This is a genomic window from Nonomuraea sp. C10 (assembly GCF_008017515.1).
Classification (GTDB): Bacteria; Actinomycetota; Actinomycetes; order Streptosporangiales; family Streptosporangiaceae; genus Nonomuraea; species Nonomuraea ferruginea.
In genome coordinates, this window is the sequence record NZ_VPFF01000001.1 from 915,824 (window position 1) to 935,861 (window position 20,038).

Annotated in this window: 19 protein-coding genes; 6 read left to right on the forward strand and 13 right to left on the reverse strand. The window is 72.5% G+C overall.

Translation table 11 applies throughout. The annotated features are described in order from the left end of the window. Positions 1-42 precede the first annotated feature (42 nt). The 3 genes from FR742_RS04290 to FR742_RS04300 are packed head-to-tail and all read left to right on the forward strand — an operon-like array spanning position 43 to position 2,071. Positions 43-399, forward strand: coding sequence for a hypothetical protein (locus FR742_RS04290; protein ID WP_148029704.1), 357 nt, complete (start codon positions 43-45; stop codon positions 397-399). Continuing rightward, on the forward strand, positions 396-1,277 hold the full coding sequence (locus FR742_RS04295) for an ABC transporter ATP-binding protein (protein ID WP_148029705.1): 882 nt from the start codon (positions 396-398) through the stop codon (positions 1,275-1,277). The genes FR742_RS04290 and FR742_RS04295 overlap by 4 nt, the downstream gene beginning before the upstream one ends. Then, entirely contained in the window at positions 1,274-2,071 is a 798-nt protein-coding gene (locus tag FR742_RS04300) for an ABC transporter permease (RefSeq protein WP_148029706.1), read from the forward strand. Before FR742_RS04295 ends, FR742_RS04300 begins: the two co-directional genes overlap by 4 nt. Before the next feature lie 99 nt (positions 2,072-2,170). On the opposite strand, the gene FR742_RS04305 is transcribed toward FR742_RS04300, so the two are convergent. The 13 genes from FR742_RS04305 to FR742_RS04365 all read right to left on the reverse strand — a co-directional run bounded on the left by FR742_RS04305 (position 2,171) and on the right by FR742_RS04365 (position 17,113). Beyond that, on the reverse strand, positions 2,171-4,282 hold the full coding sequence (locus FR742_RS04305; RefSeq protein WP_148029707.1) for a TerD family protein: 2,112 nt from the start codon (positions 4,280-4,282) through the stop codon (positions 2,171-2,173). A gap of 162 nt (positions 4,283-4,444) precedes the next feature. Then, positions 4,445-4,852 (reverse strand): hypothetical protein, encoded by a 408-nt coding sequence (locus tag FR742_RS04310; RefSeq protein ID WP_148029708.1) that lies wholly within the window; start codon positions 4,850-4,852, stop codon positions 4,445-4,447. A 155-nt stretch (positions 4,853-5,007) separates the two neighbouring features. Next, positions 5,008-5,562, reverse strand: a complete 555-nt coding sequence (locus tag FR742_RS04315; RefSeq protein ID WP_148029709.1) for a GNAT family N-acetyltransferase — start codon at positions 5,560-5,562, stop codon at positions 5,008-5,010. A 53-nt stretch (positions 5,563-5,615) separates the two neighbouring features. Then, a complete protein-coding gene (locus FR742_RS04320) occupies positions 5,616-6,359 on the reverse strand; it encodes an SDR family oxidoreductase (RefSeq protein ID WP_148029710.1) in 744 nt (247 codons plus the stop codon). Positions 6,360-6,420: 61 nt separating this feature from the next. Then, complete coding sequence (locus FR742_RS04325; protein WP_148029711.1) at positions 6,421-7,977, reverse strand: acyl--CoA ligase family protein; 1,557 nt, start codon at positions 7,975-7,977, stop codon at positions 6,421-6,423. A gap of 8 nt (positions 7,978-7,985) precedes the next feature. Beyond that, complete coding sequence (locus FR742_RS04330) at positions 7,986-8,645, reverse strand: HAD family hydrolase (protein ID WP_148029712.1); 660 nt, start codon at positions 8,643-8,645, stop codon at positions 7,986-7,988. Further along, complete coding sequence (locus FR742_RS04335; RefSeq protein ID WP_222708834.1) at positions 8,642-9,577, reverse strand: phosphotriesterase; 936 nt, start codon at positions 9,575-9,577, stop codon at positions 8,642-8,644. Before FR742_RS04335 ends, FR742_RS04330 begins: the two co-directional genes overlap by 4 nt. Before the next feature lie 2 nt (positions 9,578-9,579). After that, positions 9,580-11,127 carry an FGGY-family carbohydrate kinase gene (locus FR742_RS04340; RefSeq protein ID WP_148029713.1) on the reverse strand — a complete coding sequence of 516 codons (1,548 nt, stop codon included), beginning with the start codon at positions 11,125-11,127 and terminating at the stop codon, positions 9,580-9,582. Next, positions 11,127-12,188, reverse strand: a complete 1,062-nt coding sequence (locus FR742_RS04345; RefSeq protein ID WP_148029714.1) for an ABC transporter permease — start codon at positions 12,186-12,188, stop codon at positions 11,127-11,129. Before FR742_RS04345 ends, FR742_RS04340 begins: the two co-directional genes overlap by 1 nt. A 22-nt stretch (positions 12,189-12,210) precedes the next feature. After that, positions 12,211-13,803 (reverse strand): sugar ABC transporter ATP-binding protein, encoded by a 1,593-nt coding sequence (locus tag FR742_RS04350; RefSeq protein ID WP_148029715.1) that lies wholly within the window; start codon positions 13,801-13,803, stop codon positions 12,211-12,213. A 51-nt stretch (positions 13,804-13,854) separates the two neighbouring features. After that, on the reverse strand, positions 13,855-14,862 hold the full coding sequence (locus tag FR742_RS04355; RefSeq protein WP_187280984.1) for a substrate-binding domain-containing protein: 1,008 nt from the start codon (positions 14,860-14,862) through the stop codon (positions 13,855-13,857). A 140-nt stretch (positions 14,863-15,002) separates the two neighbouring features. After that, positions 15,003-16,097 carry an SDR family oxidoreductase gene (locus tag FR742_RS04360; protein WP_148029717.1) on the reverse strand — a complete coding sequence of 365 codons (1,095 nt, stop codon included), beginning with the start codon at positions 16,095-16,097 and terminating at the stop codon, positions 15,003-15,005. After that, positions 16,094-17,113 (reverse strand): zinc-binding dehydrogenase, encoded by a 1,020-nt coding sequence (locus FR742_RS04365; RefSeq protein ID WP_148029718.1) that lies wholly within the window; start codon positions 17,111-17,113, stop codon positions 16,094-16,096. The genes FR742_RS04360 and FR742_RS04365 overlap by 4 nt, the downstream gene beginning before the upstream one ends. Before the next feature lie 228 nt (positions 17,114-17,341). Between FR742_RS04365 and FR742_RS04370 the strand changes: the two genes are divergently transcribed. From FR742_RS04370 to FR742_RS04380, 3 genes are read left to right on the forward strand one after another with little or no spacing between them, the layout of a single operon-like run. After that, positions 17,342-18,202 (forward strand): transketolase, encoded by an 861-nt coding sequence (locus FR742_RS04370; protein WP_148029719.1) that lies wholly within the window; start codon positions 17,342-17,344, stop codon positions 18,200-18,202. After that, positions 18,199-19,245, forward strand: coding sequence for a transketolase family protein (locus FR742_RS04375; protein WP_222708835.1), 1,047 nt, complete (start codon positions 18,199-18,201; stop codon positions 19,243-19,245). The genes FR742_RS04370 and FR742_RS04375 overlap by 4 nt, the downstream gene beginning before the upstream one ends. Further along, a complete protein-coding gene (locus FR742_RS04380; RefSeq protein WP_148029720.1) occupies positions 19,235-20,029 on the forward strand; it encodes an SDR family NAD(P)-dependent oxidoreductase in 795 nt (264 codons plus the stop codon). The genes FR742_RS04375 and FR742_RS04380 overlap by 11 nt, the downstream gene beginning before the upstream one ends. Positions 20,030-20,038: the final 9 nt, after the last annotated feature.

Genomic DNA, 20,038 nt, shown 5'->3' on the forward strand with positions numbered 1-20,038 from the left:
TGATATACAACTTATAGAACAGATAGTTGAGGAGGCACAAAGATGATGCATGTAGAAATCGCCCACGGCACGCTGACCCTGCGTTTCGCGCCGTGGGCGCGGCTGTTCACCAGGACCGGCGTCGTGAGCGTGCCGCTGGCGGCCATCGCCGAGGTGCACCACCTCGACCGCCCGCTCGCCGCCGCCACCGGCTTCCACTCGGGCCTGCTCGTCTCCGGCGTCGTCAAGCTTGGCACGTGGACGTCCCCCGGCGGCGTCCGGCGTCTGGCCGCCGCCCGGCGCGAGGTCCCCGGCGTGCGCGTCGTGCTCAAGGACCGGGTGGCCGGCTATGACGAGCTGATCCTCGGCGTCCCCGACGTCCGGCGGCTCCACCACGACCTGACGGCGGCGCGGGCATGAAGGTCGAGGTGCGCGGCCTGACGAAGACGTTCGGGCCGGTCGCCGCCGTCACCGGCCTCAGCTTCGACGTCGCGCCCGGCGCCGTGACGGGCTTCCTCGGGCCCAACGGCGCCGGCAAGACCACCACCATGCGGATGATGCTCGACCTGGTCGCGCCCGGCTCCGGCACCGTCACCTACGCCGGCAGGCGCTACTCCGACCTGGCCAGGCCGTCGGCGGCCGTCGGCGCCGTGCTGGACGGCGCGGGCTTCCACCCGGCCTGCACCGCCCGCGACCACCTGCGGATCTATGCCCGCATGGGCCGCCACGGCGCGGCCCGGGTCGCGGAGGTCGCCGACCTGACCGGGGTGTCGGCGTTCGGCGACCGCGCCACGCGCACCCTGTCCACCGGCATGCGGCAGCGGCTCAACCTGGCCACCGCGCTGCTCGGCGACCCCGGGGTGCTGCTGCTCGACGAGCCGGGCAACGGTCTCGACCCCGAGGGCATCGCCTGGCTGCGCGGGTTCCTGCGCGCCATGGCCGCTGAAGGCCGCACCGTCCTGGTCTCCAGTCACGTGCTCGGCGAGGTCGAGCATCTGGCCGACCACGTCGTGGTGATCCGCGACGGCCGGCTGGTTCTCGACCGGCCCATGGCCGAGCTGTACGGGAGCGCGGCGGTGATGATCCACTCCCCGCAGGCGGAGCTGTTCGCGGCCCGGCTGGCGGAGCGCGGGACCCAGGTGGGCCAGCCGCGTCCCGGTGTCCTGCGCGTCCACGGCCTGACGACCGCCGAGATCGCCACCTTGGCGGCCTCGTACGGGGTGGTCCTGCACGAGATCACCCCCGAGCGCCCCACCCTCGAACAGACGTTCCTGCATCTCACCGGAGGTTCCCCATGATGACGCTGGTCGCGGCGGAGTGGACGCGCCTGACGAGCACCAGGCTCTGGCTGTGGGGCCTGCTGGCGGCGCTGGGCAGCGGGGCGCTCATCGGCCTGGCCGCGCTCGTCGGCCCGGAGAACTTCACCCCGCCGCTGCCCGGCCTCGAAACCGAGGAGGGCACCCGCGTCCTGCTCGGCCTGCTGGGCTTCACCGTGTTCGCCCCCGCTCTGCTCGGCACCAACGCCGTGGCCGCCGAGTACCGCCACGGGACCATCACCGCCACGGCGCTGTTCGCGCCCAGGCGCTGGACCTGGCTCGCCGCCAAGCTGGCGGCCTACACCGTCGCGGGGCTCGCCTACGGGGTGGTGGCCACGGCCGTGGCGGGCGGCGCGCTCCTCGGGGCGGCGGCGCTCAAGGGAGTCACCCTCGGGCTGCCCGTAGGCACCGTCGCGGTCCTGCTCGGCCGCATCGCCCTCACCATGGCGGTCTACACCCTGCTGGGGGTGGCGGTGGGCGCCCTCCTGCGCAACCAGGTGCTCGCGCTCCTCGCCGTCGGGGCGTACTTCTACATGGTCGAGACCGCGCTGATGCTCGTCCCGGGCGTCAAGGAGCTCTACCCCTTCCTGCCGGGCGGCGCCACGGCGGCGCTGACCGGATTCACCTATCTGTCGGAGGCCGTCGCCACCCAGACCGGCACCTCCGCCACGGCCCTGCTTCCGGCCGCGGCGGGCGGCGCCGTGCTGGTCGCCTACGCCCTGGTCGCGGCCGCGGTCGCCGTGGCGGCGCCGCTGCGGCGGGACATCGCGCGCTGACGACGTGCGGGCGAGGAGAGCGGGAAGGCTGGATTCAATAGGAGTTTTGAGAAGGAAGCCCTCCCATGGCCTCGCGATCTTCACAGTACCAGGCGGGGATCAGGCGGGGATCAGCTCGTGCAGGGTCGCGGGCGTGACCACGCGCGCCCCCTCCGGCAGCTCCGCCGGCGCAGCCGGCCCGAGATAGGTGGTGTGCGCCGCCGAAGAGCCTTTGGCGCGCAGCCGGTCGGCCAGGTAGCGGACCGTCAGATACTCGCGCTCCACGATCGAGCGCACCAGCAGCGAGGCGGTGACCCGGTTGCCCTCCACCTGGTTGAAGTCCGGATATCCCTTCAGGTAGAGGTGCAGCCACTTCACCCGCCAGGCGCCGTCGCCGTCGCGCAGGAAGGCCAGGGGCAGCGCGACCCGGCCGGAGCCGCGCAGGTCGGACTTCATCCGTACGGTGCGCGGCTCGAAGGGGAGGCCCCGCTGCTCGTCGTTCCTCGTCATGTAGCCGAAGAACGCCTCGGCGGCCTCGTCGAACGGTTCCCCCGCGTAGACGTGGACCTGGGGGATGATGATCGACCGGGTGGCGGCGGCGAGCCGGATGTCGACGAACTCCGACGCGCCTTCCGGCGCTTCAGTGAGGTCGCCGGAATACCGCGCGAAGCCGCTGCTGTAGTTGGTCCACGACACGTGGATCTCGTCGCCGTACGAGTCGTCCAGCATGAGCGCGGACAGGTCGTAGTCGGTGCGGCGCGCGGCCTGGCGCCAGTGCACGAAGAACCGGAGCAGCTCGCCGTCCACCGGTGAGATCGAGCCGCGGGGCAGCATGCCGAGACCGGGCGCGACGGCCTTGCCCGACAGGGGCAGGGCAACGCCGAGCATGTCGGGGTCGACGATCAGCTCGCCGGGGTCCGGGAGGCGGCGGGTGATCTCCTCGTCCAGGAGGGCCAGCGCGTGCGCCAGCACCTCCCGGTCCAGCGGCGGGCGGGAGTCGGGCGTGGTGAAGGCCCGGCCGTGCCGGTTGGTGAAGACGCGGCCGGGGGCGGGGGACAGGCGGTTCTGCACGTGCTCGCGCAGCGACAGCAGCACGCGGCCGGACGCGTGCGCCGCGGCCCGCGCCGCCGCGTCCAGCACGTCCCGCGCGGACGGGCTGAGGCGCAGCAGGTGGTCCAGGCGGCGCAGCAGCGCGCCGGGCGCGTTGGCGAGCAGCGTGACGGCCTCGGCGGGGCGGCCCTCCGCCAGGGCGGCCTCGACCCGGCTGTCGAGGCTCGCGGCCTCGCGCGTACCCCTGGCCACCTCGAAGACCTGGGCGGCGCGCGGCAGCAGCGGGTACTCGTGCGGGTGCAGCCGCTCGCCGAGCCGCTTCCACCGCTCCCGGTGGCGTGGCACGTCGCCGAGCTTGGTGGGGGTGGCCACCGCGTCCAGGGCCCGCAGCAGCGCGCGGCGCTCGGCGCGGCGGAAGGACCGGAACCGCGTGGGGGTGGCCAGCGTGACGTCCCCGCCGGAAAGGGCGCAGGCCAGGCGGAGCACGTCGGTCACCGTGTCCACCAGCGGCGGACGCCCGGCGGCCAGCCGCGCCTCGTTGAGCACGGCGCGGTTCTCGCGCACCGGGATGCGCTCCGGCTCGTCGGCGCAGCTCGCGGCCAGCAGGCGCAGCGCCGCCAGGTCCTCCTCGGCGAGCGGGGCCTCGGAGCCGGCCATCGACAGGAACAGCGCGCGGGTCTCCTCCTCCAGGCTCCCGCCCAGCTCCAGCACCGTCACCCGGTCGGAGGCCAGCGGGACCAGCTCGGCGTGCGCGGCCAGCAGGTCGGCGTAGGTGTGCTGGTAGCGGCCGTACGCGGGGAAGTCCAGCAGGTCGACGATCTCCGGCCGCGCGCGCTCGGCGGTCACCGGGTCGAGCAGCGCCTGGCGGAGCAACCCGGCCCAGAACTCCAAGGTGTCGGGCACATTCCTGGGGAATTCGACGAAGTAGGCGTTGTGGAGGACGTGGTCGCCGGCCAGGGTCCTGACCGCGGCGAGGATCCGTACGCCCAGATCTAGTACGGCCTCGCCGGGCAGTTGCGACAGCCGTCCGAGCAGGGCGGGCGAGCAGGTGAAGCCGGCGGTCAGCAGCGCGGCGTCGAGCTGCCGGGCGGCGGCCTCTCCCCAGCCCGGGGCGGCGCCTGCGGGGGCGTCGACGGGGACGCGCAGGCGCCGGGCGATGACGAGGGCCTCCAAGTCGCTCACCGCTGCACTTTATCGGCGAACTGATCCACTTTCGTGGGGTTTTCGCCTGCCCAGCCCGGACCCGGCCGTGGCCGGACCCGGGCGGGCTCAGGGCGGTGTGCGGATATCAGCGCACTTGGAAGCAGGTGCGGATATCAGCGCACTTGGAAGCAGGTGCGGTGATCAGCGCACTTCGAAGCAGGTACGGCCCTTGGGACGCCAGCCGGATCCGACCTTCTCCCAGCCCTGCGCGCAGATCCTCGACCCGGCGGTGTAGTCGTCCACCCCGCTCCAGATCGCTGCCTGGGGCGGGGTGTGGTCGCCCCGCTGGATCGTGTGCCGGCCTTCGCGATGCAGGTCGATGTGCCCGGTCCAGGCGCCGGTGCGGCCGTCGTGGTAGGCCTCGGCGTAGGTGACGCGCACCCCCTCGTTCACCACTTTCAGGCAGACCCCGGGGACGTCGGTCCGGTTGCTGCACGACTGGTGGTCGGCGTGCGCGGCGGGGGTCCCGGCGAGCAGCCCCGTCAGGAGCATCGCTCCTGCGAGGAGCCCCTTGGCGGCGGAGGACGTGGTGCGGGTACGGGTGTTCATCTCTGGATTCCTCCCTCGGTGGCCGGCGGCCGTTCCGCCGGACGGGAACCAGAGAAGCCGCCCGGCCGAGGTGTCCAACAGGGGCGCGGACGGACTCGAACGGAATCGATCCACTTCCGCGCCGATCCCGGACAGGGCGTCGCCACCGGGGCCGATCAGTCGCTCCGGCCGGCCCGCCACTCCGGCGCCAGCACCGACCAGACCTCCATGTCGTGCCGCCGGCCGCGGTAGGGGTAGCTCTCGCGCAGCACGCCGTCCTTGGTCATGCCGAGCCGCCGGGCGACGGCGATGCTGGCCGCGTTCTCCGACGAGACCACCCACTCCACGCGGTGGATGCCGCGCTCCTCGACGGCCCAGTCGATGATCGCCCGCACCGCCTTGGTCACCAGGCCCCGGCCGGCCGCCGACGGCTCCAGCCAGCAGCCCGCCTCGGCGGTGCCCTTCGGGACGTCCATCGTCCTGAACAGGACGCCGCCGGCCAGCTCGCCGTCCACCCAGATGCCGTAGACCCGCCCGGTGTCGGAGGCGGCCTTCTCCGCGTACGCCCGCAGGAACGCCAGGCTGGACTCCAGGTCCGTGACGGAGTCGGGGAGCCCGACGTACCGCCCGATGAACTCCCGGCCCCGGTCGATGTGGCTCAGGAACTCCCCGGCGTGCCAGGGCTCCAGCGGCCGCAGTTCCGCGCCGTCACCCAAGGAAACTGCGAACATTTCGCCCTCCATGCCCTTATAACCGGAGAAATCCTCTCATGGGCGTGATCCTTTCAGGCCCGGTGGAGCTGCCCTCCGGGCCTGGTGACCACCAGCTCCGACACGACGGCCCTGGAGGAGAGCCGCGTCAGGCTCATCGCCAGCTCGGCCACGTCCGCCGTGCGGATCATGTCGGCGGGGTCGATCCGGTCATGCACCCACGCGGACATGTCGGTGTCGACGTAACCGGGGCAGATGGCGGTGGCCGTGACGCCGTCGGCGGAGAGCTCCGCGTTCAGGGACCGGCACAGCGAGATGAGCGCCGCCTTCGAAGCCCCGTACGCGGCCAGGCCCGGCTCGGGGAAGGCCCCGGTGAGCGACGACAGCATGATGATCTTCACGCCGTGGTCCGGCCGTGCCGCCGCGGTCGCCCTGAGCGTCGGCAGCAGCGCCTGCACCAGCGTGTACGGGGCCCGGACGTTGACCGCGAACTGCTTGTCGAACCGGTGCAGGGGCGCGGTGTCCACCGGCCCCGCCGTGCCGACCCCCGCCGCCACCACCAGCACGTCGAGCCGCCCGTACGCGTCCTCGTGCGCCCTGGCGAGCCGCCGCACGTCGTCCTCGGCCGCCATGTCCGCGGGCTCGGCGCGGACGGCCGCCCCGAGCGCGGCGAGCCTGGCGCCCGCGGCGGAGAGCGCGTCGCCGCCCCGGGCGCAGATGGTCAGGTCATGCCCGGCGGCGGCGAGGCGCTCGGCGATGGCGAGGCCGATGCCCCGGGAGGCGCCGGTCACCAGCGCCGCGGGCCTGGTCGTGGTCATGTGCGGATGCCCTCCTTGAGCGCGCGCGGCCCCGCCGCGACGAGGAGTGGCGTGCAGGAACTCATGGATGCTCCCCGCCCGCGCGGAGCACGTTCTTCTGGATCTTCCCCGTCGAGGTCTTGGGCAGCTCCCCGAAGACCACCTTCCTGGGCGCCTTGAAGCGGGCGATCCGCTCGCGGACGTACGCGATGACATCGTCCTCGCTCACCGGGGGCGCCTCCGGCCGGAGCGCGACGAAGGCCACGGGCACCTGGCCCCACTTCTCGTCGGGCACGCCGACCACGGCCGACTCCAGCACGGACGGGTGACCGTCGAGGACCCGCTCCACCTCGACGGAGGCGATGTTCTCGCCGCCGGAGATGATGATGTCCTTGGACCGGTCGCGGATCTCCAGATAGCCGTCGGGGTGCCGCACGGCCAGGTCCCCGGTGCGCAGCCAGCCGCCGGCGTCCACCTCGGCGGTGGCCTGCTCGTCGCGGTAGTAGCCGAGCATCACGTCGTTGCCGCGGACCACGATCTCGCCCACCGTCCCGCCGTCGGCCGGCACGTCCGCGCCGGACCCGTCCACGACGCGCACCTGTTCCGCGATCACGTTGCCCACGCCCTGTCGGGCCTTGAGCTCGGCCTGCCCGCCGGCGGGGAGGGCGTCCCACTGCGGCTGCCACTGGTTGACGGCCACCGGTCCGAACGTCTCGGTGAGCCCGTACAGGTGGGTGACCTCCATGCGCAGCCCGGCCATGCGGGCGAGCAGGGCCGGGGTGGGCGGCGCGCCGCCCGTCTGCACGCGCACGGTCCGGCCGAGCGGGGCGCCCGCCCGCGCCTCGGGCGCGTTCGCGATCATGGTGAGTACGGTCGGCGCGGCGCTGAAATGGGAGACGTCCTCCTCGCGCAGCAGCCGCCAGATCTCGGCCGGGTCCACGGCCCGCAGGCAGACGTGGGTGCCGCCGGCCGCGGTGACGGCCCAGGTGAAGCACCAGCCGTCGCAGTGGAACATGGGCAGCGTCCACAGGTAGGCGCTGGCGGGGCCGAGCCCGGCGTGGAACGCCATGGCCAGTGTCTGCAGGTAGGCGCCCCGGTGGTGGTACATGACCCCCTTCGGGCGCCCCGTGGTGCCGCTCGTGTAGTTGATCGCCAGCAGCCCGCGCTCGTCCTCGCAGGCCGCGAGGCGGGGCTCGGCGGCGGCGAGCAGCTCTTCGTACTCGTCACCGGGGCCGCCCGCCAGGACGAGCCTGACCCCGGTCGCGGCGGCGACCTCACGGGCGCGCCCGGCCAGCTCGTCCGTGGCGACCAGGACGCGCGCGCCGGAGTGTTCGACGATGTGCGCCAGCTCCCCGGCCGACAGCCGGATGTTGAGCGGCACCAGCACCGCGCCGCGCATCGGCACCCCGTTGTGCAGCTCCAGCATCACGTGGCTGTTGACGCAGAGCGCCGCCACCCGGTCGCCGGGCTCGACGCCGAGATCCGCCAGCGCCCCGGTGAGCCGCCGTGCCCGATCGAGGAACTCACCGTACGTGAGCCGCCTGGCGCCGTCGATCACCGCGATCCGGTCGCGGAAGACGGCCCCGGACCGCTCCAGGAAGGCGGACGGCGTGAGCGGGGTGAACGTGAACGACGCCATGGCGGCGCTCACCGGCCGCCGGGCAGGAGTCCGGCGAGATCACCCGGGGCGGCGGCGACGGCCAGCGCGGGCCGGGCCGACGCGAGCTCATCCGGGTAGTAGCCCCAGCCGGCGCCGACGAACGCGGTCCCGGCGGCGATGGCCGCCTCGGCGTCGTGCGGGCCGTCGCCCACGTAGGCGCAGTCGCCGGCCGTCCATCCGGCGCGGCGCAGCCCGTGCAGGATCGGCTCGGGCGACGGCTTGCGCTCGACGGTGTCCTCGGTGGTGACCACCACGTCGAACAGCGGCAGCAGGTCACGCGCGCCGTGCACGTGGCGCAGGTCGTGCTCGGTCCGCTCCCGGCCCTTGTTCGTCACGATGCCGAGCCGCAGCCCCTGCCCGCGCAGCGCGTCGAGCATGTCGGCCGCCCCCTGGTAGAGGACGACCTTCCGGTGGCCGTCCTCCAGGTAGTGACGCTCGTACCGGGACACGCACTCGGGGGCGCGCTCGCCCGCGACCTCGGCCATCACCTCGCGCATCCGCCAGCGCATCACCCGGCCGAGGCCGAGCTCCAGCAGGGACTCCCAGCCCTGGGGAATGGGCGCGAGCGCCGCCCGGTAGCAGTCCAGGATCGCGGGACGGGAGTCGACGAGCGTCCCGTCGAGGTCGAAGAGCACTGCCCGCGTCATCGCGTGACCTCCCTGAAGGCGAGGAACTGGGCCGGGTTGGCGACCAGGGTCAGCTCGGCCAGCTCGTCGCCCAGGGCCTTCCTGATGGCGTCGAGGCAGGGGCCGAGCCCCGGCGAGCCGCCGTAGGCGCGCTGGTAGGAGCCGCGGCCGAGGTCGCCGGAGACCATCACCCGGGTGTGGCCGGCGTCCACGAGGCGCCGGACCATCGCGGCCCGGTCGGTGTCGTGGCCGTACTTGTCCTTGGTCCACTGGTCGAGCCCGAGCCAGGCGCCGCGGCGGGCCAGCGAGAGGAGGTAGTCGGCTTCGAGGTTGCGGTCGAGGTGGCCGACGCACACCTGACCCAGGTCGAGCCCGGCGGCCTCGAAGACGTCGAGCTGCTCGTGGCCCAGGCGGCCCGCCTGGGTGTGGGTCAGGATCGGCGCCCCGGTCTCCTTGGCGGCGATGGCCGCCGCCGTGAGGACCTTGCGCTCGACGTCCCACATCTCCTCGGTGGAGCAGGTCCCGGCCTTGATGGCGCCGGCCCGGGTGTTCTCCGGGCCGAACCCCGTCAGGATGTCGGCGACGAAGCCGGCGGCCAGCTCCTCGCTGGTCCGCCTGGACGTGCCGGCCGGGTAGTAGATGCCCTTCTGCAGGCCGGTGCCCTGGACGATGTGGGCGCCGGTGGCCCTGGCGGCGGACAGCGCGGCCGTGACGTCGCGGCCGTAGTCGACCGTGGTGAGCTCGACCAGCCCGCCGCCGCCGGCCTCGACGAAGTCGGAGACCTCTTTGGAGGCGCCCTCCGCGGTGCCGAACTCCAGGTCGGCGTCCCGGTGGACGGCGTAGGCCGGCGGCGCCGTCAGCAGGTGCTCGTGGATGAGCATCGCCCCCAGGGACTCGGGTGACACGTCACCGAGCACCGTGCGGACCAGCCCTGCCGGTTCTGCGGTGTACACGATCAGTCCTTTCCTTGGTCGCCTGCGCGGCCGAAGCCGGCGAACAGCTCGCGCGCCGCCGCCTGCGCGCGGAGGAAGCGGTCGAACGCCTCCTGGTGGGGCTCGGCCAGGCGGGGGTCGGGCTCGACCCGGCCGACGGTGCGGACCATCTCCGACACCGCGGTCTCCAGGTCCTTCCAGATGCCGACGTTCACGGACGCGAGGATGGCGACGCCGAGCGCGGCCGACTCGCTGGTGGTCACCAGCTCGACCGGCACCTGGAGCGCGTTGCTGAAGGTCTGCCGCCAGACCCGGCTGCGCGCGCCGCCGCCGGTCAGCCTGAGCAGGCTCAGGTCGTCGCCCTGCCGCCGGTAGCAGTCCATGGCGGCGTACACCTGGCCCTCGTAGACGGCGCGCAGGATGTCGCCGCGGGTCGTCCCGTGCTCCAGGCCGAGCATCACCCCGCGCACGTTCCCGTCCTTGAAGGGCGCCTGGACGCCGGCGGGAGAGAGGTACGGCAGGAACGTGAGGCCGTGGCCGGCCTCCTCCGACGCCAGCGCCTCGGCCTCGACGGCGGCGAAGTCGGACGCGGCGCCGCCGGCCAGGTCGCGGCAGAACGTGCGCACGGCCCAGTCGAACGTGCCCGCGCCCGCGGTGTGGGCCAGGCACCTGATCCAGTGCTCGCCGTCGGGCGACGGGTACACCCAGCCGACCCCGCGCAGGTCGTCGTCCAGGTAGCGGTTGACCATCTGGTTCAGCCAGCTCGTGCCCAGGACGGAGACGGCCTGGCCGGGCATGACGACCCCGGTGCCGAGCATGGCGGAGATGGCGTCGCCGAGTCCGTTGGCGACCGGCGTGCCTTCGGGGATGCCGGTGGCCAGCGACGCCTCGCGGGTGACCGTACCGATGATCTCCCCGGACGGGCGCACCTCCGGCGCCCGGGAGAGGAACGCCTCCGCCCCGACCAGCTCCATGAGCCGCGGCGAGATCCGGCCCGTGGCGATGTCGCCGGGCATCAGGGACACGTCGGTCGGGTCGGTGACGACGCGCCCGGTCAGGAACGACTGGACGTAGTCCTTGGCGCAGGCGAAGTAGCGGGTCCTGGCGATCACGTCCGGCTCGTGCCTGGCCAGATGCCCGAGCAGGAGCATCGTCATGCCGGGCAGCGCGCTGGTGGCCGAGATGTCGAGGTACTCCTCGTACGGCGGGCTCGCCTCGAAAGCCGTCAGCGTGTCCAGCGTGCGCGCGTCCGGCCAGGCGATCGCGTTGCGCACCGGCCGGCCGGTCTCGTCGAGCAGCCAGGCGCCGGTCATGTGACCGGACACGCTCACCGCGGCGATGTCGGAGGCGCGGCCGGGCAGCGCGGCGACCGCCTCGGCCACGGCGTCCATCGTGCTGCGCAGGCTCACCGCGGGATCTTCCTCGTGCCAGCCCCGCCGGGGGCTGAGCACCTCGATGAAGCGGGCCGCGCGGGCCAGCTCGTTGCCGGTCTCGTCGAAGACCGCCGCCTTGGTGACGGTGGTCCCCTTGTCGATGCCGACGATCAGCCTGCGGCCTTCGGGAACGCTCATCAGTGGCCTGCTCTCCTTCCGGACACCATGCGCCGGGCGCTGGTGCTCATGCCGACGGCCGCGATGAGCAGCAGGCCCTGGAAGATGAACTGCGCGGACGTGGACACGCCGTGGATCGCCATGCCGTTGAAGCCGACGGCCACGGTGACCACGCCGATCACGGTGCCGACGACGTGGAACTCGCCGTCGCGCAGGCACGCGGAGCCGAGGAAGGCCGCCGCGAACGAGGACAGCAGGTAGCCCTGGCCGCCCGCGATCTGCCCGCTGCCGACGTTCGCCGTGATCAGCACGCCGCCGGCGGCGGCGAGGACGCCGCACACGACGAACGCGAAGATGACCACCCGGTGCACGCGGATGCCGCTCAGCTCGGCGGCGGTCCTGTTGCCGCCGACGGCCTGCCACTCCAGGCCGAGCGAGGTGCGGTTGAGCAGCAGCCAGAGCACCCCGGCGACCGCGAAGAGGATGACGATCGGCCACGGGATCGGGCCCAGCTTGCCCAGGTAGACCTGGATCAGGTCCATCCCGGAGGCGTCCAGGCTCTGCGGCACGCCGGCGGTGACGATGTAGGTGGCGCCCATGACGACGCTGCCTATGCCCAAGGTGCCGACCAGCGCGTTGACGCCCAGTTTGGTCACGATGAGGCCGTTCACCAGGCCGACCAGCGCCCCCACGGCGATGACCAGCCCGATGGCGCCGAGTTTGCCCCCGGCGGAGCCCGCGTACAGGCCCGCCGTGAGCACGCCGGCCAGGCTGGCCGTGTAGCCGATGCTCAGGTCGAACTCGCCCACCACCAGGACCACCGTGAGGCCGAGCGCGATCACGACCGAGATCGTCGACTGCAGGAGGATGTTCTGGAAGTTGGTGAACGACAGGAAGCGGCTGCCGTCCAGGAAGGAGAAGACGAGGACGAGCAGGATGAGGACGAGCAGCGTGCCGTAACGGCCGAGGAACTTGACGGCCTTCAGCGTCATCGAGCTCGCGCCCGCCTGCTCGGCCCGATGCGAGCCAGGTGGCGGCGCGGCGGGCTGCTGGCCAGCCGCGGTGTGACGGACGGTGTTCATGGAACTCTCCTGGATCGTCTTTCTATGCCTGCTCGACGGCGGCCGCGCCGGCGCGCAGGAAGCAGAGGCGGGTCAGCTCGTCCTCGTCGAAACCGTCGTCGTTGTCGAACTGCACCGTGGCGCGGCCCTCGACCATGACCACGATGCGATCGCAGTACTCCAGCTCGGCCAGCTCGGAGGAGACGTAGACGACGCCGACGCCCTGGTCGGCGAGGCCGCGCACCATCTGCTGGAAGTCGTAACGGGCGCCGACGTCCACGCCCCGGGTGGGCTCGTCCAGCAGGAGCAGGCGCAGCCCGTCGACGGTCGCCCGGCCGAGCACCACCTTCTGCTGGTTGCCGCCGCTGAGCGACATGATCGAGTCGTTCAGCGACCGCGCCTTGAGCCGCAGCGACTCGGCGAGCCGCTGGGCCGACTCCCGGTAGCGGGACCGCCTGCTCAGGATGCCCCCCGGCCCGCCGCCCAGCGTGCGGAAACGGGAGCTGGAGAAGTTGAACACGATGTCCCGCTGGGTGAAGATCGCCTGGGCCAGGCGTTCCTCCGGCACCAGGACGACGCCCTGCTTCAGCGCCCTGGCCGGGTCGCGGGGCTGGTAGGCCCGGCCGCCGAGGCTGATCTCGCCGGACACGACCCGGCGGAGCCCGACCAGCGCCTCCAGCACCTCGGTCCGGCCGGCGCCGACGAGGCCCGCGATGCCGACGATCTCGCCGGGGTTCACCTCGAACGAGACGTCGTCCACGCGGCTCTGCAGCCGGAGACCGCTGACCGAGAGCAGTGGCCCGTCAGGGCTCGCGCTCTTCTTGACCGAGGCGGCCGGGGCCGTCGTGGTGCGTTCGGCGCGGCGCCGGTCACCGCCCGCGTCGTGGGCGATGAGATCGGCGAGCGCGTGCTCGTCGACGCCCTCCATCGGGCCGTCGTGCACCCGCTGGCCGTTGCGCAGCACGGTGATGGCGTCGCACAGCCGGCTGACCTCGCCCAGCCGGTGACTCACGAAGATGACGCCCGCACCGGCCTCGACGCGGCGGCGGATGATGGAGAACAGCCCGCTCACCTCCTTCGGGCCGAGCGAGGCGGTCGGCTCGTCGAGGATGAGCAGGCGTCCGCTGCCGACCAGCGTCTTGGCCAGCGCCACGGTCGCCTGGTGGGCGGGGGACAGCTCGCGCATGACGGCGTCCAGCGAGATGTCCAGCCCCCATTCCTCGAACAGCTCCGTGTACGCGCGCTCGCGTTCCTTGGCGCCGGCCAGCTCGGGATGGAGGTAGCGGCCGAGGTGGAGGTTCTGGCGCACGCTGAGCGCCGGGACGATGGCGAGCTCCTGGTGGGCCAGGCGCACGCCGGCCGCCGCCGCCTCGCGGATGCTGCCGGGGCGGAAGGGCACGCCGTCGATGGCGAAGTCTCCCTCGTCCGGCTTGGCGAGGCCGGCGAGGATCTTCACCAGGGTGGACTTCCCGGCGCCGTTGGCGCCGAGCAGCCCGTGCACCTCCCCGCGCCCGACGGTGAGGTCGGCACCGCGCAAGGCCTGGACGAGGCCGTAGTTCTTCACCGCGCCCCGCACCGACAGCAGGGGCGCCGGATCGTCTCCGGCCGCCCGCGCGGCCGGATGCCCTGTCGCCATCACGTATGACTCGCCTCCCTCGTCAGGCCTTGGTGGTAGGTCCCGGTACCGCTAGCTGAGGAGATCCGGGTTCTCCTGGAGCGTCTGCTCGATGTTGTCCTTGGTCAGCAGGACGCTCGGCGCGGTGACGTCCTTGGGCTGCCACGAGCCGCCCGCGTCACGCCACTCCTTGATCATTTCCACGATCTGCTCGCCGGCCTTGTCGACCTGGATCCACAGCACGCCGGTCGCGTAGCCGTCCTGGATGGCCTGGATCGCGGGCTTGGAGATGTCCCAGGTGTAGAGCGGGTAGGGGCCGCGGCCGGCCTGCTTCTCGGCGGACACCGCGCCGATGGCGGCCTCGGAGAAGCACGGCCAGATCATGAAGGTCGTCTGCCCGTCGTCGGGGTGCGCCTGCAGCCAGGCGGAGGTGGCCTCCTGGGCCGACTGCTCGCCGCCGGGGATCTTCACTTCCTGGCGGGTGACGTTGACGTTGGACAGCCCTTCGAGCTTGGCGTCGAGGTCCTCGGCCCTGGACCGGCACGGGGCGCCGGGGGTGTAGCGCAGCTGGAGCAGCTCGACCTTCGGCTTGTCCTTGATCGCCGCGATCACCTCGTCGTTGACGTTGGCCGCCGCGACGAGCTCGACCGCGCCGGCCTCCCCGCCGCCGGCCAGCCCGCCCGCGGTCGAGAAGACCGGGATGTCGGCCGCCTTCGCGGCCGCGAGGCCGGCGGACAGCTGGTCGGGGGTGTAGGTCTGCACGATGATGGCGTTCACGCCGCTCTGCACGAGGTTCTGCATCGCCGAGATGGCCTTGGCGGGGTCGCCGTCGGAGTTGATCTCCGTGGTCTCCCAGCCGATGCTCTTCATCTTCTTCTGGGCGGCGGTGCGCTCGTTAAGCGCGGTGATCTGCGTCGCGTCGAGGGCGACGATGCCCACCTTGAACGGGTCGCCCTCCGCGGGCGTGCCCGCCTGGTCGGTGGAAGGGCTGGACCCGCATGCGGCGACCACGGCCGCCAGGGCGCCCATGGCGGCGAGCGCGCGGATCCTGCTGAACCGACGGGCCGACTGTGCGATCACGTCTTCTCCTGTCTTATGGCGTCGTACGAAGAGATGCCGTCGCATTCGATCCCGACGTAGCGCTAAGCGGGACGTGGACCGTTTGCTGGAGCCGTTTGTCCAACTCAGTGGACATATGACATCAGAGTGGGAATGAGATTTCAAGGGTGTATATAGGGCAAGATATGGCGTTTGCGCAGGTGAGCGAGCCAGTACCGGAACGACTCCTCGGTGTCGAGGCAGTCGTGGAAGCCCGCCCGGCGCAGCTTGACGGTGCTCAGGAACTTCGGCGGCATCGGCTGCTCCGACCCGTACGCGAAGCACTTGTCCGCGTAGTGGTGGGACTCGCCGAGTAAGGCCGGCAGGGGCGTCGGGCGCAGCCCGTGCTCCCGCACGATCTCCTTCCACACGTGCTCGTGCCGGGGCAGGAAGTCCGCGAGCGCCCGGGGTGTGTCGGCCGCCGGCTCCATGCCGAGCTCCGCCGCGATGGCGGGCCACAGGTCCCGCCACTCGAAGACGTCGCCGTTGGTGATGTTGAAGGTCTCTCCCCGGGCGGCGGGCGACGAGCGGGCCCACGACAGCGCCGAGGCCACGATCCGCGCGTCGACCGCCTCCCAGACGTAGGACCGCCCGCCGGGGAAGCCGAACGGGAGGCCGAGTCTCGCGCAGAGCGCCGCGTAGACGCCGATGACGGGGACCACGTTCATCGCCGAGCCGGTGGCTCCGCCGACCAGCATCTGGGGGCGGAAGATCGTGAGGTCGAAGCCGTGCCGGTCGGCCGCCTGCCGGAGGTAGTCCTCCTGCAGCCAGTAGAAGTTCGGGTGGGGGTCGCGCGGCTCCCGCTCGCGTGACGGGATCCGGCGGGGCGGGTGGACGTGCCCGCCGTACGCCTTGGCGCCCTGCATGAGGCTGACGTGGCGCAGGACCGGCCGGGGCGCGCCGACGAGCGCTTCGACGAGGTTCGTGAGCATGGCCAGGTTGGTGCGCATCTGGTCTTCCTGCAGCCACCCGGCCACGAGCCCAGGCTTCTCGAACAGCGCCGCGTAGACGACGTGCGTCACGCCCGCCAGCCGCCCCAGGACGTCCCGGCACGCGGCGGCGTCCGTCAGGTCCACGGCGACGTGCCGGAGCCGGGGGTGGGGAGCCACGTCGGGAGGCCGCCGCGACAGGGCGACGACGTCGGTCCCGTCGGCCAGGAAGCGCTCGACCGCGGCCTGGCCGATGACGCCCGAGGCGCCCGCCACCAGGACGGTCATGACGCGTCACCCGCCGCGATCAGGGTCTTCATCAGCCCCGCGGGCCCGTCGCCGAACACGCGGCCGGGCGCCTCGCGCACCGGCACCACGTCGCTGACCAGCGCTTCGAGGGGCAGCCCCGCCGTCCCCATGAGGTTGACGGCGCGGGCCATGTGGTCGCCGGTGTAGACGCGGGAGCCCACCAGCGTCTGCTCCTTGAGCATCACCTGGGACATGGGCACCCGGGCCGGCCGGTCGGTGAGCGCGCCCACCAGGACGGTGCCGCGGGGCCTGGTGACCTCGGCCGCGGCCGCGTAGGAGGAGTCGGCCCCCGACACCTCGAAGCTCACGTCCACCCCGCCGGGCGCGCGGCTCTCGCACCAGGAGGCCACGTCGGCGCCGAGCGGGTCGGTGACGGTCATGCCGAGCTCCGCCAGCAGCTCCCGCCGGTCCGCGCGCGGCTCGGCGACCAGCACGGCGGAGGCGCCGGACAGCCGGGCCACGAGGCCCAGCAGCGCGCCGATGGGCCCGCCGCCGAAGACCATGACGACGTCGCCGACCGCCACGCCGGCGCGGGAGACCATGTGGACCGCCACCGAGAGCGGCTCGGCGAGCGCCGCGACCCGCGGCGGGACGCCGTCAGGCAGCCGGTGCAGGCGGTCGGCCGCGACCACCACGTGGCTCGCCGCGCCGCCGTCGCGGTCGATGCCGTAGAGCCCGAGCGCCTCGCAGATGTGCCGGTGCCCGCGGCGGCAGGTGCGGCAGGTCCCGCAGCTGATGAGCGGCTCGACGGCGACCGGGTCGCCGGGCCGGAGCCCCGCCCGGCCGAGGTCGCCGCCGACGGCGCGCCCGGCCATCTCGTGACCGATCACCACCCCCGGCCGGACCCGTGCCAGGCCGCCGCGGACCAGGAGGTGATCGGTCCCGCAGACGCCGACGTGACCGACTTCCACGAGGACCTCGCCCGGACCCGGCTCGGGCTCGGGCACGTCGCGGATCTCGACCGCGCCGGGACCGGCGTAGACCAGCGCCTCCATGACGTTCCTTCCGTTGGGTCGGGGCGATGACGAGCAGCGTGGCAACCAGAACGGGCGATGTCAATGAGTAGGACACACATTCGTTGAATGAGACAGAGTTGTTGTCTGCTCTCATGCCCTGAGAGTATGTGTCATTGACTGAGTCTTGTACATCGTTCATAGTGGGACCAGGCAGCTCTGGATGGCTAGGCCGCCGATGGTCTGACCTCATGAAAAGGAATCGACTGCATGCCCGCAAGTGAAGGCGCGTCCCTCACGACCTCATCGGAGGTGGTCGAGCGGATCCGCGAGCGCGCCCAGTTCGTCCGCCTCGAGACCGTCCGCCTGATCTCGATCGCGAAGACGGGTCACTACTCGTCGACGTTCTCGTGCGCGGAGATCCTCGCGACCTTGTACTACGGGGTGCTGCGCCTGCGCCACGGAGACCCTCAGTGGCCGGATCGCGACCGTTTCGTCATGGGCAAGGGCCATGCCGCCGTCGGGCTCTACCCGATCCTGGCCGACCACGGGTTCTTCGATCCCGAGCTGCTCGACGGCTACACGCGCCTCGGCAACCCGCTCGGCGACCACCCGGACATGACCAAGGTCCCGGGCTGCGACTTCAGCTCGGGCTCGCTCGGCCACAACCTCTCCGTCGGGCTCGGCATGGCGCTGGGCGCCCGCATGACCGGGCGTGACTTCAACGTCTACGCCCTGCTCGGCGACGGCGAGCTGCACGAGGGCCAGATCTGGGAGGCCGCCGCGGCGGCCGGTCACTACGGCCTGGGCAACCTGGTCGCGATCGTCGACCGCAACGGCTACTGCCTCGACGGCAAGGTCGACGACATCATCACGATCGAGCCGCTCGCCGACCGCTGGCGGGCCTTCGGCTGGGACGTCGTGGAGGTCGACGGCCACGACGTGCCGGCGCTGCTGAACACGCTGCTGCGGCTCCGCGACGGCGCGCCGGCCAAGCCCACGGCCGTCATCGCGCACACCGTCAAGGGCAAGGGCGTCGGCTTCATGGAGCGCGACTTCGGCTGGCATCTCGGCTGGCTCGCCGAGCAGGACGAGGCCGCGGTCATCCGGGAACTGAAGGGCGAGAAGTGAACCTGAACACCGACAGCCTCGTCCCGCGCGGAGCCGATGGGCAGCCGCTCGCGGAGGGCTCCTGGCACATCCCCAGCATGCTGCTCAAGTCGCCGGGCCTGCTCGCGCTCGGAGAGCAGCTGGGCGCCCTGGTCGACGACGGCGAGCCGGTCGTCGTGCTCACGCCGGACCTGTCGTTCTCCAACGGCCTGTGGGCGTTCCACGAGCGCCATCCCGACCGGTTCCTGCAGCTCGGGGTGAGCGAGCAGAACTCGGTGTCCGTCGCCGCCGGTCTGGCCACCACCGGGCTGCGGCCGTACGTCACCGGCTTCGCCTCGTTCCTGGCCCTGCTGTGCTGCGAGCAGATCCGCACCGACATCGCCTACACCCGGCAGCCGGTCCGGCTCATCGGCCACCACTCCGGCATCACCTTCGGCTTCTACGGCACCTCGCACCACGCGACGGAAGACATCGCGATCATGCGTACGATCGCCAACATGACGGTCGTCGCGCCCGCCGACCACGTGGCGATGGGCGTGCTCCTGAAGGCGTACGCCGACCACCCGCTGCCGGTCTACTTCCGGATGGGCCGCGGCCGCGAGCCGCTGGTGTACGAGCCGGACGACGAGCGGATCCGGCCGGGTCAGGCGATCGTGCACGCCACGGGCGACGACCTCACCATCATCGCCACCGGGACGACGGTGCATCCGTCGCTGCTGGCGGCGGAGGAGCTGCGCGCCGAGGGCCACAGCGTCGGCGTGATCGACCTGCACACGATCAAGCCGCTGGACGAGGCGGCGGTCGTGGCCGCCGCCGAGGGGTCACGCGGGCTGATGACGGTCGAGGAGCACAACGTCTACGGAGGGCTCGGTGGCGCGGTCGCCGAGACGCTCACCGACCACGGGATCGGCGTGCCCCTGCTGCGGCACGGCATCCGCGACGAGTACGCTCCCATCGGCCCGCCGACCCATCTCTACCGCCACTACCGTCTCGACGGGCCGGGCATCGCCGAAGAGGCCCGCGCGTTCCTGAAGTCGGGGAGGATGACCTCCGATGTCCGCTGAGACGGCTCGGCCCGTCGCCCTCGTCACCGGCGCCGCCCGCGGGCTGGGCGCCGCCATCGCGGTCAAGCTGGCCGCGGACGGCTTCGACCTCGTGATCGCCGACCTGAACGGCGAAGGCGCCGCCGCGGCGGCCGACGTGGTGGCGAAGGAAGGCGGCACGGCCGTCGGGGTGCACGCCGACGTCACCGACGACGACAGCGTCGGGCGGCTGCTGGAGGAGGTGCGCTCCCGCTTCGGGCGGCTGGACGCGCTGGTCAACAACGCCGGCGTGATCGCGCGGGCGGCGGCCGAGAGCTTCCCGACCGAGGGCTTCATGAAGGAGCTCGACGTCCACCTCGGCGGCGCCATGCGCTGTTCCCGCGCGGCCTTCCCGCTGCTGGAACGCAGTCCCCGGGCCGCGATCGTCAACCTGGCGTCGGTGGGGTCGACCTTCGGCCTGCCGCTGCGGCTCGCTTACACCACGGCCAAGACCGGCGTCTCGGGGCTCACCCGGGTGCTGGCGGTCGAGTGGGGCCGGCGCGGCATCCGGGTGAACGCGGTGGCGCCGGGCTACATGGACACGGACATGTTCCGCTCCGGGCTGGTCATGGGCGTCCTCGACGAGGAGACCCTGCTGCGGCGCACCCCGCTGGGCAGGTTCGGCAGGCCGGAGGAGGTCGCGGACGCCGTGGCCTTCCTGGTCTCCCCTCAGGCGGCGTTCGTCACCGGGGTGGTGCTGCCCGTCGACGGAGGCATCACGGTCGACGGGACCTTCCACCGGGAGGACGACTTTCCCGATCGTTGATCCGACTAT